This window comes from Amycolatopsis sp. NPDC104587 (assembly GCF_055583645.1).
This window is the reverse complement of record NZ_JBVJNO010000004.1, coordinates 269242-282118: the sequence shown is the minus strand read 5'-3', so window position 1 is coordinate 282118 and position 12877 is coordinate 269242. Positions and strand designations below refer to the sequence as shown.

Genomic DNA, 12877 nt, shown 5'->3' with positions numbered 1-12877 from the left:
ATACCATTATCCGGCAGCGGAACGGAAAGGGGACGGTAATTCCGAAACTTGACTATCCCTTAGGTCCGCGGCGCGACCACGTCCACGCGTAACCGGGGTCTTCGGACGCGTCGGCGGCCTCACCGAGCTCCAGCGGCGCGAAGGTGTCGACCATGACCGCGGTCTCGTCGAAGAACTCGGCGCCGATCGACGCCTCCGCCGCGCCCGGCTGCGGGCCGTGCGTGAACCCGGACGGGTGCAGCGAGAGCGAGCCGACGCCGATCCCCGAGCCCTTCCGGGCCTCGTAGTTGCCGCGCACGTAGAACATCAGCTCGTCGGAGTCGACGTTCGCGTGGTTGTACGGCACCGGGATCGAGTCCTCGTGGTAGTCGACCTTCCGCGGGCAGAAGGAACACACGACGAAGTTCGGGCCCTCGAACGTCTGGTGCACGGGCGGCGGCTGGTGCACGCGCCCGGTGATCGGCTCGAAGTCGTCGATGTTGAACACCCAGGGGTAGAGGCAGCCGTCCCAGCCGACGACGTCGAACGGGTGCGTCGCGTACGTGTAGCGCGTCAGGCCGGCGCGGTGGCGCACGAGCACCTCGACGTCCTCGCCGTCGGCCAGCAGCGGCTCGGACGGGCCCCGGACGTCGCGCTCGCAGTACGGCGAGTGCTCCAGGAACTGGCCCTTCGCGGACAGGTACCGCTTCGGCGGCCCGATGTGCCCGCGCGCTTCGAGCGTGAAGAGGCTGACCTCGCCGTGGGGCAGGACGCGGTAGGTGCACGACGTCGGGATCACCAGGTAGTCGCCGTCGCCGACCTCGAGGCTGCCGTAGATCGTCTCGACCGTCGCGGAGCCGCCGTGGACGTAGAAGAGCTCGTCGCCGGCCGCGTTGCGGTAGAGCGGGCTGGGCGCGGTCGCCGTGACGAACCCGATGGTGACGTCGTTGTTGGCGAACAGCCGCCGCCGGTCGGTCACGGCGTCGGTGTCGCCGCCGAACTTGAGGTCCTGGGTCTTGAACGCGCGCGGCTTGAGCGGGTGGTTCGGCGTGAGCGAGCCGCGATCCTCCTCGACGGCGACCGCGTCGACGATCGCCGTCGGCAGGCCGCGGTGGTAAAGCAGCGCGGAGTCGGCGGAGAAGCCCTCGACGCCCATCAGCTCCTCGGCGTAGAGGCCGCCGTCCGGCTTCCGGAACGCGGTGTGCCGCTTGTGCGGGATCTCGCCTACCCGCCGGTAGTAAGGCATCGACAACCCCTTCTGAAGCGTCCGCTGTGCGAACGATTTTGTCCTCATGTCGTACGCTACTAGCGTGTCATTCGTGTCAAGCGCTGTGGAACTCACGCCCCCCGGCCCCCGTGGGATTCCTCCCCTGTTCGCGAGGCTCGTCGACGACTCGGCGCTGTTCCCTCCCGGCGATGCGGCCATGCCCGAAGCCCTGCGCGCGCACTTCGCGAGCCGGGAGTCCGAACACGCGGGTGTACTGGGGGTTTTTCTCTGTCAGGCCTCGCGGCTGCCCGAGCTGATCACCGAGCTGATCAAGATCAAGCCGAAGCAGCCGCTGCCGCTGTCGCTGATCATCGACACCGGTCTCGGAGGGGTGCCGAAGGCGATCTCGATCGTCGAGTCGCGCAGTGAGCTGCTCGCACTGCGGATGGTCGAGATGCCCGCGCCGTCGGACGTCGACGAGGTCTGGCTGGAGCGGGTCTCGGAGTTCGTCCCCGAGGACGTCATCCGCGTCGTCGAGCCGCGCCGCGGCGTCGGCTGGCTGGACGGCGTCCGCAAGGTGATCGAGCACGGCAGCTGGCCGAAGATCCGCTGCGGCGGCAAGGCGGGGGAGAACTTCCCCAACGTCGACGAGGTCGCGGACTTCCTCGCCGTCGTCTCCGGCTCCAGCGGTGCGTCGTTCAAGGCGACGAACAGCCTGCACCGCGCGGTGCGGCACACGGACCCGGACACCGGGTTCGTGCACCACGGCTTCCTCAACCTGCTGGTGGCCTCCGGGCGCAGCCTCTCCGGCGGCGACGTCCGGGGCGCGCTGGAGTCGACCGACGCCGAAGCGCTGGCCGACGAGGCTCGCGGGTTGTCCGAGCAGGCCGCGAAGGCCGTCCGGGCGCTCTTCGCGTCGTACGCGGCCGCGTCGTTCGAGCAGCCGGTCGCCGACATGGGCGAACTCGGCTTGCTGTGACCAGCCGGGAGGGGTCGCTGACGCTCGACCGGGGCTTGGCGCTGCTGCAGGCGGTCGCCGACGCCGGCGGAGACGCGGCGACCATCTCCGAGCTGGCCGTGGCCATCGGGGCCAGCCGCGCCGCCGTCTACCGGCTGCTCGTGCCGCTGTCGGAGCGCGGGCTGGTCTGGCGCGACGGCACCAAGGTGCGGCTCGGCGTCGGCCTGCTCCGCCTGGCCGGGCAGGTGCTGCCGCAGCTGCGGGACGCGGCCGGCCCGGTGCTGCGCGAGCTGGCCGAGAAGGTCGGCGCGACGGCGCACCTGTCGGTCGCGCAGGGGGAGCAAGCGCTTGCGGTGGCCGTCGTCGAGCCCTCCTGGACGAGCTTCCACGTCGCCTACCGCGTCGGCAGCCGGCACACGCTGAGTGCGGGCGCGGCCGGCAAGGCGATGACCCTGCGGCCCGGCGGTGACGGCTGGGTGACCTCGAGCGGCGAGCTCGAAGCGGGCGCGTCCGGCGTCGCGGCGCCCGTGCGCGGGGTGCCGGGGCTGAAGGCCAGCGTGGGAGTCGTCTCGATGGAGCCGCTCAAGGCGGCCGAGGTGGGCCCGCAGGTGCTCGCGGCCGCCGTCCGGCTGGCGGACATCCTGCGCGCTTAGCGGCGTGAGACCGCCAGCAGCGGCCGGACCATGGTCAGCAGCAGGGCGACGTCGATGGTGAACAGCAGGCGCTCGAACAGGCCCAGCGTGACGTCCTGCTGCGTGGGCCCGACGACGAGCGTGATGACGAACCCGCCGAGCACCACGGCGATGCTGGCGAAGCTCGCTGTCGCGAGCCGCCGGATCGTCGTCCGCCGCGGCTCCCACGGGCAGCGCTCACGGCCGCGTTTGGTCAGCACGAACGCGGCGGCGGGCAGCGCGACGAACGCCGTGAGCGCGGCGATGTTGTGCACCTGCCCGGACAGCGTGCGCGCCTGCCCGTCCGGGTCGACGGGCACGAGCCCGCACACGAGCAGCCCGGCCGACCAGACGCCGAGCAGCACGCAGACGGCGGTGGTGCCCGGCCGGTGCGCCTTGGCGATGCCGGCGAGCAGGGCGACCGAGCCGAGGGAGAGCGCCAGGCACATCACGCTGAACAGCGGCGCGGCCGAGCCGTGCCCGAGCCGGCCGTAGACGTACTCCGACAGCGTCTGCCAGACCGGGCTGACCTGGCCCGACAGCCGCAGGTGCAGGTCGATCGAGATGGCCACGGCGAGGCCGATCCCGCCGAGCGCCAGCCGGCCGTGCACCGGCGAGACTGCGGCGGACCGGGGCTTCACTGCGGTCACCTGCGTTCTCCTGGCCTGTCGGGGACACGGCTGAGGGCAAGGTGGTGTTCACCTTGCCCTCACCCTTTTGTTCCCGAAAGGTTACCGCGTGACCCTGTGAAGGAGCTGTACGCCTCCGTGCTCAGAATGCGAGCTGCAGCAGCGCGAAGGCCGCGAACCCGGCAAACAGGAACCCGGCGCAGCGCTGGATCAGCTTCGGGCGGATCCGGTCGCGGATCTTCGCGCCGATGAAGACGGCCAGACCGGCGACCACGACGAGCGCGGCGAAGGCGCCAACGCCGACCGCGACGGGGTTGCCGATCCGGGCGGCGAGACTGGCCGTCGCGAGCTGGGAGGCGTCGCCCCACTCGGCGGCGAAGAGCACCCCGAAGGACGTCATCGCGGAGCGCATGAAGGACAGCGGGGTGGGGCCGACGCGCGAAGCGTCGTCACCGGCTTCGTCCCCTTCGCGGAATCCCTCGCGAAGGAGCATGAAAGAGCCGAGCCCGAACATCGCGGCGACGACCAGGGAAAGGACCAGGTCCGGCAACAGTGTCAGCACACTGCCGAACGCGACGGCGATGACACATTGCACGGCGAACGCCGCGCACACCCCGGCGAAAACCGGCCAGCCGCGGAAACGGGTGGTCAGCACCAGGGTGGCCACCAGCGTCTTGTCCGGCAGTTCCACGGCGAGGACCAGGCCAAACGCGCTGATCAACGCCACCATCGCGGCAGTCATGAGTAATTTCGCCCCTTTCACTGCAACGATAAAGGGGCGATTCGGAACATCGCAAGCTGATGGCTTCCGCGAATTCGGCCGATCGGCGGTCATGAATTTGTCATCCAGCCGGGGCGCACAATTTTTTTCGGTGCGCCGAATTTTGGTTTGTGCCCTGCGGTAGGTTGACGGGCATGGGGTCAGAGGCGCGTGTCGCGCAGGTCAACGAGGTCATCCGCCGGTTGGAGGAGCACTACGTGTTCCCCGACGTCGCGGCGAAGCTGTCGGAGGTGCTTCGCCAGCGTCTCGGCGATGGCGCGTACGCCGGTCTGGGTGACGCCGAATTCGCGACGCTCGTCACAGCCGACCTGCAGTCGGTGAACGGCGACCAGCACCTGCGGCTCCGCCACCACCTCGAGCCGGTGGCCGAAGACGGCGACGAGGCGATGAACTCCGAGGGGTTCCGGATCGAAGCCGAGCTCGAGGGTTTCGGCATCGCGGAGGTGCGGCGGCTGCCGGGCAACGTCGGATACCTCGACACGACGCTGCTCTACCCGCCCGAGCTGGCCGGGCCCGCGATCGCGGCGGCGATGACCCTGCTCGCGCCCACTGACGCGCTGCTGCTGGACGTGCGCCGCAACCGCGGCGGCACCCCCGGGACGAGCGCGTTGCTCCAGACCTACCTCGTCGACGAGCAGACCCACTACCTCGACATCTACGAGCGCGAAGGCCACCGCACGACGCAGATGTGGACCCTGCCCTACGTCCCGGGCCTGCGGTTCGGCGGCACGAAGCCGGTCTGGGTGCTGACCGGCCCGAAGACGTTCTCCGGCGGCGAGGACCTCGCGTTCTCCCTGCAGCAGCAGGGCCGCGCGAAGACGGTGGGGGAGGCCACGCGCGGTGGCGCCCACCCGCGTGAGCAGTACAAAGTGGACACCTACCTCGACGTGACCGTGTCGATCGCGCGGTCGCTCCACCCGGAGACGGGGGAGAACTGGGAAGGCGTCGGCGTCCGCCCGGACCTCCCGGTGGCCGCGGACCAGGCGTTCGACACGGCGTACGAGCTGGCGCTCGCGCACGTGCTCGAGCTGGGTGACGAAGGCCCGCGCCGGGCGGTCGCCGACGAGGCGCGGCTCGCACTCACCCGTTCGTAGCTCACCCAGGACGTTGGTCCTGGGCGGAACGGGACCACTTGAACTGGTCGGGTCCCGGCCGCCGGAGCACGCTGGACCACGTGGAGGTCCTTGAGCTAGCGCGGTGGCAGTTCGGCATCACCACCGTCTACCACTTCCTGATGGTCCCGCTGACCATCGGGCTGTCGATCCTGGTCGCGGCGATGCAGACCCGCTGGGTCCGCACCGGCGATCCGCGGCACCTGAAGATGACCAAGTTCTGGGGCAAGCTGCTGCTGGTCAACTTCGCCATGGGCGTGGTGACCGGCATCGTGCAGGAGTTCCAGTTCGGGATGAACTGGAGCGCGTACTCGCGCTTCGTCGGCGACGTCTTCGGCGCGCCGCTCGCGATGGAAGGGCTCGTCGCGTTCTTCGTCGAGTCGACCTTCCTCGGCCTGTGGATCTTCGGCTGGGACCGCCTGCCGAAGAAGGTGCACCTGGCGTGCGCGTGGGCGTTTTCGCTGGCCACGATGGCGTCGGCGTACTTCATCCTGGCCGCGAACTCGTGGATGCAGCACCCGGTCGGCGTCACGTTCGAGAACGGCAAGCCGACGATGAACTCGATCTGGGCGGTGCTGACGAACAACACGGCCCTGGCGGCGATCCCGCACACCCTGGCCGGCGCGTTCTCGGTGGCGGCGGCGTTCCTGGTCGGCATCGCGGGCTGGCACCTGTGGCGGCGTCGGACCAACCAGGACGTCTGGCGGTCGTCGCTGCGCCTCGGCGGCTGGGTCGGCATCGCGGCGTTCGCGGTGCTGGCGATCACCGGGGACACGCAGGGCAAGCTGATGTTCGAGCAGCAGCCGATGAAGATGGCGTCGGCGGAAGCGCTGTGCCACACCGAACAGCCGGCGAGCTTCTCGATCATCGCGATCGGCGACGTCACGGGGTCGAACTGCGAGGACGTCAAGACGTTCAACGTCCCGGCGCTGCTGTCCTTCCTGGCGCACAACGACTTCAAGACCGAGGTCAAGGGCGTCGAGGACCTGATCACGGAGTACCAGGCGAAGTACGGCACGAACTACCCGGACGACCCCGCGCTGGGCTCGCTCGCGGGAAAGCCGATCGACTACGTCCCGAACCTCCCGGTGACGTACTGGGGCTTCCGCATGATGATCGGCTTCGGCGCGATCTCGGCGGGCATCGGTCTCCTGGCCCTTTGGCTGACGCGCCGAGACCGGATTCCGACCGGCCGCTGGTTCCCGCTGCTGGTGCTGCTCGGCGTGGCCACCCCGTTCCTGGGCAACAGCGCGGGCTGGATCTTCACGGAGATGGGCCGTCAGCCGTTCGTGGTGGTCCCCAACCCGAGCGGTGTGGACGGAGTCTGGATGTTCACGGCCCAGGCGGTGTCCCGGCTGACGACCGGCGAGGTCTGGACGTCCTTGATCGCCCTGACCACGGTGTACGCAGCGCTGGGAGTGGTGGAGCTGTACCTGATGCGCAAGTACATCCGCGGCGGCGTCGAAGCGGTGATGCCCCCGGAGAAAAAGGACTCCAACCAGACCGACGGCGACACACTCGCCTTCGCGTACTGAGGGGGACAGAATGCCAAACCTGCAGATCAGGGGCTGTGCAGCAGCCCCAGACTCCCCCAGACCAGCCCCCACCCTTCCCGGGGGGCGTCCCCGAACCCAGCGTATCGGCTTGGTCACTCTCGCGGGTTACCCACAGCAAATCTGTGGACAACTCGCCCGGATGTGGATAACTCACGGCCACTCTGCGAAAGGCGGGTCCCGATGACCCTCGCCACCGTCTGGTTCGTCGTCATCGCCTTCTTCTGGCTCGGCTACCTCTTCCTCGAAGGCTTCGACTTCGGCGTCGGCATGCTGCTGCCGATCCTCGGGCGCGACAACACCGAACGCCGCGTCATGGTCAACACCATCGGGCCCGTCTGGGACGGCAACGAGGTCTGGCTCATCGTCGCCGGCGGTGCCATGTTCGCAGCCTTCCCCGCCTGGTACGCGAGCCTCTTTTCGGCCGCCTACCTGCCGCTTCTCGTCCTGCTGCTCGCCCTCATCGGCCGCGGGGTCGCCTTCGAATACCGCGGCAAGGTCGACTCCGACCGCTGGCGCCGCACCTGGGACCGCGTGATCATGGCCGGCTCGTGGATCCCGCCGCTCGCCGTCGGGCTCATCCTCGCGACCACCGTCCTCGGCCTGCCGCTCGACGCCGAAGGCAACCGCGTCGGCTCCGCGTTCGCCGCCTTCCGGTGGGACACCCTGCTCGGCGCCGTGGCCATCACCGCCTTCTCGCTCACCCATGGCGCCGCGTTCCTCGCCCTGAAAACCAGCGGTGAACTGCGGGAACGCGCTCGCGGTCTGGCGCTCAAGCTGCTGCCGGCGGCGATGGTGCCGATCGTCGCGTTCCTGTCGGTCGTGCAGTGGCGCGCGGGCAATCTGTGGACACTGCTCGCGTTTGGGATCAGTGCTCTCGCTGCGGTCGTCGCCTGGCTGCGGCTGCGGGCCGACCGCGACGGGCAGGCCTTCGCCGCGCTCGGCGTGGTCATCGCCGGGGCCGCGGTGCTGATGTTCGGCGCGCTCTTCCCGAACGTCCTGCCCTCGACGCTCGACGCCGCCAACACGCTCACGATCGAAGGCGCCGCGTCGAGCCCGTACACGCTGACCGTGATGACCTGGGTCGCCGTCTTCGGCGCGCCGGCCGTGCTGGTCTACCAGGGCTGGACCTACTGGGTGTTCCGCAAGCGCATCGGCACCCAGCACATCCCGGCGGTCCACGCGCCATGACCGAACTTCCCGGCCGCGCTCCTCTTCCCGCCTCGGAGTCCACAACGGACTCGGTGCGGCCGGGAAAGGGCCCGCTCGGCGCATTGCCGGCCCTCGTGCCGGCCGTGCGCCGAGCGCTGGCCCTGGTGGGATTCCTCGCCTTCCTCAACGCCGCCGCGCTGGTGGCCCAGGCGTTCCTGCTCACCGACGTCCTCGCGGCGATCGTCGGAGCAGGCTCCGGGGGACGCACCGCCCAGCTGGCCGCGCTGCTCGCGCTCGTCGCGACGCGCGCGCTGACCGGCTGGGCGGTGCGCACGGTCTCCGCCCGCGCGGCCGCGACGGCGCAACGCGAGCTCCGCGCGAAAGCCGTCGACCACGCGCTGCGCCTCGGCCCCGAGTGGATCGCCCAGCGTGGCCACGGCGAGCTGACCGCGCTCACCACCCGCGGCCTCGACGCGCTCGACGCCTACTTCCGCGAATACCTCCCCGCCCTGGTGACGGCGGCGGTCGTGCCGCTCGGCGCCGGCGCGGCGATCCTGTTCGCCGACTGGCCGTCGGGGGTGATCGTGGCGCTGACGGTGCCACTGCTCCCGATGTTCGCGATCCTCGTCGGCAAGTACACGGCCGGGCGCGTCGCGGGCGCGACCGACGCGACCCACCGCATGTCCGGCCGGCTGCTGGAGCTCGTCCGGGTGCTCCCGGTGCTGACCGCGTTCCGCCGCGCGGCCGCGCAGGCCGAAACCGTCCGCGGGCTGTCCGAACGCCACCGCCGCGCGACGCTCAAGACGTTGAAGGTCGCGTTCTCCTCGGCGTTCGTGCTCGAACTGATCGCGACGCTGTCGGTCGCGCTCGTCGCCGTGGTGATCGGCGTCCGGCTCGTCGGCGGCCACCTGCCGCTGGCCATCGGGCTGGGCGTGCTGATCCTCGCGCCGGAGTGCTACCAGCCGCTGCGCGCGGTGGGCGCCGCGTTCCACGCCAGCGAGGACGGCGTCGAAGCGGTCCGGCGCGTCGCCGACCTGCTGGCCGCGCCGGCGCCCGCGTCCGGCACCGCGGTTCCTTCGCGCGGCGAACTGCGAGTGTCTTCCCTGCGTGTCGCCCGGCGTGGCGGTTTCGCGCCGGACGGCGAGACGTTCGCGGTCCGTCCCGGCGAGACGGTCTGGCTCCGCGCGCCGAGCGGCGGCGGCAAGTCGACCACGCTCTCGGCGCTGCTCGGTTTTGTCCCGGCGCACGACGGCGTCATCACGGTCGGCTCGACCGACCTCGCCGACGCCGACCTCGCGCGCTGGCGCGACCAGGTCGCGTGGGTGCCGCAGTCGCCGGTGTTCGCCGGCGGCACGGTCCGCGAAGAAGCCGGTTCGGACACGGTGCTCGCCGAACTCGGCCTGGCCGGGCTCGCGGACCGGCCGGTGGCGAAGCTTTCGCTGGGACAACGTCAGCGCGTCGCCGTCGCTCGCGCGTTGCAGCGGGTGCACGACGGCGCCTGGCTGCTGCTGCTCGACGAGCCGACGGCACACCTCGACGAAACGAGCGCGCGCCTGGTGCTCGACGCGGTGCAGCGCGCCGTCGACAACGGCGCCGCGGCGGTCATCGCGGCCCACGAACGCACGACTGCGGTCGATATGTCGACTTCCGACGCGGTCACCGCTGAGGTGTCCACAGAGGACGTTTCGAGTGCGCCGCTGAAGTGGCGCGCGCTCCTTGACGGACGGCTTTTCGGCGGCGCCGTGCTGGGTGCGGTGGCGTTGCTGGCCGGGGTGGCGCTGACCGCGACGTCGGGCTGGCTCATCGCCAAGGCGTCGCAACAGCCGCCGATCCTGACCCTGACGGTCGCCGTGGTCGGCGTGCGCGCGTTCGGGCTCGGCCGCGCCGGGCTCAGGTACGTCGAACGGCTGGTCACGCACGACGCCGCGTTCCGCATCGCCGGCCGGCTGCGAGTGCGGTTGTGGAACTCGCTGGTGCGGCTCGGGCCCGCGCGGAGCCTGCGCGCGGGGGAGGGGCAGCGCCGGCTGGTCGCCGACGTCGACACCGTGCGCGACCTGCTGCCGCGCGTCGTGTCGCCGCCGCTGGTGGTCGCGCTGGTCGCGGCCGGGGCGATCGCCGTCCAGACGTGGGTGCTGCCCGCGGCGGGGCTGACCCTCGCGGCGGCGGTGGCGCTGGGGTTGTGCGCACCGTGGGTCGCTTTGCGCGCCGAACGCCGGGCGACTTCGGTGTTGGCGGTCGGCCGTCGCGAAGTGGCGTCGAGGGTTTTGGTGCTGTTCGAGGCGGCGGCCGAGCTGCTCGCCTTCGGCACGGCTAGGGAGCATCGCCGCGCGTTGACGGACGCCGACACCCGGCTGGTGACCCAGGCGCGTCGCCAGGCGTTCGGCGTGGGCGCGGCGGAAGCGCTGGTGACGCTGGTCTGCGGCGCGGCGACGGTCGTGAGCACGGCGCTGGCCGCCCAAGCGGTCTCGAGCGGACGGCTCGACCCGGTCTTGGCGCCGGTGCTGGCGTTGGTGCCGCTCGCGGTGGCGGACGTGCTGGCGCTGCTCCCGCCGGTGGCGCAGCACTGGGACACCTTGCGACGCGCTCGTCAGCGGCTGGCCGACACACCGGCGTCTGACGCGGCCGAGGTCGAGTGCGGCGCCGGGGTGGTGCTGCGGGGAGCGGATCTCGGCTGGCCGGACGGTCCGGTGGTGCTGCGCGAGGTTGATCTCGACCTGGCGCCGGGCACGTATGCCGCGGTGGTGGGCCCGAGCGGCGCGGGCAAGTCGACGCTCGTCGCGGCGCTTCTCGGGTTTCTGGCACCTCGGCGCGGCGCGGTTGCCGTGCCGGAGGGGGTGGCGTGGGCGCCGCAGGAGCCGATGCTCGCCGCCACGACGGTCGCCGAGAACCTCCGGCTCGCGCGCCCGGCCGCGTCCGAAGCCGAGCTGCGGCAGGCGTTGCGCCAGGCCGCACTCGACAACCTCGACCCGGCGACGCTGCTGGGCAGCGGCGGCAGCGGCCTGTCCGGCGGGCAGGCCCAGCGGGTCGCGCTGGCGCGGGCGTTGCTCGGGGCGCCGTCGGCGGGACTCGTGCTGCTCGACGAGCCCACCGCGCACCTCGACGAGCCGACGGCGAGGGTGGTGCGCGCGCAGCTGCGGGAGGCGCTGGCGGGCCGGACGGTGGTGCACGTGACGCACCGAGCCGACGAAGCGGACAACGCGGACGTGGTGCTCGAGGTCCGCGACGGCCGGGTGGTGGCGCGGGTGCCGGTGCCGTGATCGATTCCCGCCGTGTGCTTGCCGGGCCGCCCGCCCGCCGCGCGATAATGACGGAACTCATGGATCCGACGCTTGCCGCGCGGGCGCTGTCCGCCGCCACCGAGATCACGAGCACCGCCCTGTCCGGCGACGACCCGGGCGCGGTGCTGGACACGGTCGTCGCCAGGGCGGCCGAGCTCGCGGACGCGGACCTGGGCTTGGCAATGGTGAGCGCCGACGACGGCCGGGTGGTGGTCGAGGCCGCGTATTACGCCACGCCGCATCCGTCCGCGGAGACCCGGCCAGCCGAGACCTCGGCGGCACAGCCGGGCATCGAACCGGCCGCACCTAGCGGCGAGCCGGCCGCAAAGGCTGGGGAGACTGCGGGCAGCGCCGCAACCGGGGACGCGAGTGCGACCGCGAGCTCGGCCGTCAAGCCGGGCGCGAGCGCCGAATCCGCGGCGGGCATCGCGGCAACCGGCGACGCGCGTGCGGCCGCGACCGGGAGCCCGGATTCCGGGTCGCTGCCCACCAAGCTGGGCGCGAACGCCGGATCCGCCGCAGGCAGCCCAACACCCGGCGATGCGAGTGCGCCTCCCGGGCCGCAGCCCACCCAGCCGGGCGTGGCCGCCGGGGAGTCTCTCCGAGGCCTCTCACTCCCCGCCGACTCCGCCGCCGGCCGGGTTGCTCGGGGTGGGGAACCCGTGGCCAGTGCCGACTTCACCGTCGACCCCCGGACCGCGCCCTTCGTCCCCGTCGAACTCCACGGCTACGGCCCCTTCGCCGCCGCGCCCTTCGGGTCGGGGGGTCGGGTTCTCGGGGCGCTGACCGTCTACCGGAAGCAAGGCCGTGAGCCCTTCTCCGCCGGGACCGTCGAGATGCTCGTCGCCTTCGCCGCTCAAGCCGGGGTCGTCCTGGCCCTCGCCGAAGGCGCCAATGCTCGTCACCGCGTCGCTCTCTACGAAGAGCGCGAACGCATTGCCCGCGAGCTCCACGACGTCATCGTGCAGCGGCTCTACGGCGCCGGGATGCAGCTGGACCGGGTTCGGCGCAACATGCGCAAGCGGTTCGCCCAGGCCGATGGCGCGCGGCTGTCCGACGCGATCGACCAGCTGGACCAGACCATCGAGGAGATCCGGGGCACCGTGCGCGCACTGCGGTCGCCGGAGCCTCGCCACGACACCGGCACGCCCACCGACCTCGCCGAGTCGGCGCGCGGCGAGGTCCGGATCGCCGGTGAGCTTCTCGGTTACCCACCGACCTTGGAACTGTCCGGCGAATTCGCCGACGTCCCCGCGGAACGGGCCGACCACATCCGGGCCGCTCTGCGCGAAGCACTGTCCAATGTGGTCAGACACTCCGGGGCCAGCGAAACCCGCGTGACACTGACCAGGGACTCCGGCGGCGTGAAACTCCGTGTCCGCGACAACGGTTCCGGTGTCCCCCAAGGCGTCGCCACCCGTGGCCTGCGTCATCTCGCCGAACGCGCGGACGCCGCGGGCGGGAAGTTCTTCCTGAACTCCTCGCCCAGTCTCGGCACGCTCGTCGCGTTCGACCTGCCTCTCGACTGACTCGGCCTCACCCTTCTCGGGTCATCCA

10 protein-coding genes are annotated in these 12877 nt (G+C 71.5%); 7 read left to right on the top strand and 3 right to left on the bottom strand.

Annotation, left to right across the window (positions count from 1 at the left end; genetic code table 11):
* Positions 1 to 52: 52 nt before the first annotated feature.
* Positions 53 to 1225, bottom strand: coding sequence for a homogentisate 1,2-dioxygenase domain-containing protein (locus ACZ61C_RS13200; protein WP_465306175.1), 1173 nt, complete (start codon positions 1223 to 1225; stop codon positions 53 to 55).
* An 85-nt stretch (positions 1226 to 1310) separates the two neighbouring features.
* On the opposite strand from ACZ61C_RS13200, the gene ACZ61C_RS13195 reads away from it, so the two are divergent.
* Together ACZ61C_RS13195 and ACZ61C_RS13190 are read left to right on the top strand one after the other, a co-directional pair.
* On the top strand, positions 1311 to 2165 hold the full coding sequence (locus tag ACZ61C_RS13195) for a hypothetical protein (protein ID WP_465307008.1): 855 nt from the start codon (positions 1311 to 1313) through the stop codon (positions 2163 to 2165).
* Complete coding sequence (locus ACZ61C_RS13190) at positions 2162 to 2797, top strand: IclR family transcriptional regulator (RefSeq protein WP_465306173.1); 636 nt, start codon at positions 2162 to 2164, stop codon at positions 2795 to 2797. The genes ACZ61C_RS13195 and ACZ61C_RS13190 overlap by 4 nt, the downstream gene beginning before the upstream one ends.
* Here the strand turns inward: ACZ61C_RS13190 and ACZ61C_RS13185 are convergent.
* Positions 2794 to 3465 carry a DUF998 domain-containing protein gene (locus ACZ61C_RS13185; RefSeq protein ID WP_465306171.1) on the bottom strand — a complete coding sequence of 224 codons (672 nt, stop codon included), beginning with the start codon at positions 3463 to 3465 and terminating at the stop codon, positions 2794 to 2796. The genes ACZ61C_RS13190 and ACZ61C_RS13185 overlap by 4 nt on opposite strands.
* A gap of 121 nt (positions 3466 to 3586) precedes the next feature.
* Positions 3587 to 4174 (bottom strand): TMEM165/GDT1 family protein, encoded by a 588-nt coding sequence (locus ACZ61C_RS13180; RefSeq protein WP_465307006.1) that lies wholly within the window; start codon positions 4172 to 4174, stop codon positions 3587 to 3589.
* A gap of 185 nt (positions 4175 to 4359) precedes the next feature.
* On the opposite strand from ACZ61C_RS13180, the gene ACZ61C_RS13175 reads away from it, so the two are divergent.
* The 5 genes from ACZ61C_RS13175 (at position 4360) to ACZ61C_RS13155 (ending at position 12849) form a co-directional block, all read left to right on the top strand.
* Positions 4360 to 5319, top strand: coding sequence for a S41 family peptidase (locus ACZ61C_RS13175; RefSeq protein WP_465306169.1), 960 nt, complete (start codon positions 4360 to 4362; stop codon positions 5317 to 5319).
* An 80-nt stretch (positions 5320 to 5399) separates the two neighbouring features.
* A complete protein-coding gene (locus ACZ61C_RS13170) occupies positions 5400 to 6872 on the top strand; it encodes a cytochrome ubiquinol oxidase subunit I (protein WP_465306167.1) in 1473 nt (490 codons plus the stop codon).
* A 201-nt stretch (positions 6873 to 7073) separates the two neighbouring features.
* Positions 7074 to 8081, top strand: coding sequence for a cytochrome d ubiquinol oxidase subunit II (gene cydB, locus ACZ61C_RS13165; RefSeq protein WP_465306165.1), 1008 nt, complete (start codon positions 7074 to 7076; stop codon positions 8079 to 8081).
* Entirely contained in the window at positions 8078 to 11299 is a 3222-nt protein-coding gene (cydD, locus tag ACZ61C_RS13160; protein ID WP_465306163.1) for a thiol reductant ABC exporter subunit CydD, read from the top strand. The genes cydB and cydD overlap by 4 nt, the downstream gene beginning before the upstream one ends.
* 311 nt (positions 11300 to 11610) lie before the next feature.
* Positions 11611 to 12849: a GAF domain-containing sensor histidine kinase gene (locus ACZ61C_RS13155; RefSeq protein ID WP_465307004.1), complete on the top strand. Its 1239-nt coding sequence runs from the start codon at positions 11611 to 11613 to the stop codon at positions 12847 to 12849.
* The last annotated feature ends 28 nt before the right edge of the window (positions 12850 to 12877 follow it).

Coding starts and splice junctions, on each gene's coding strand:
- ACZ61C_RS13200 (WP_465306175.1), bottom strand. CDS start 1,225: ATGCCTTACTACCGGCGGGTAGGCGAGATCCCGCACAAGCGGCACACC.
- ACZ61C_RS13180 (WP_465307006.1), bottom strand. CDS start 4,174: ATGGTGGCGTTGATCAGCGCGTTTGGCCTGGTCCTCGCCGTGGAACTG.
- ACZ61C_RS13175 (WP_465306169.1), top strand. CDS start 4,360: ATGGGGTCAGAGGCGCGTGTCGCGCAGGTCAACGAGGTCATCCGCCGG.
- cydB (WP_465306165.1), top strand. CDS start 7,074: ATGACCCTCGCCACCGTCTGGTTCGTCGTCATCGCCTTCTTCTGGCTC.
- cydD (WP_465306163.1), top strand. CDS start 8,078: ATGACCGAACTTCCCGGCCGCGCTCCTCTTCCCGCCTCGGAGTCCACA.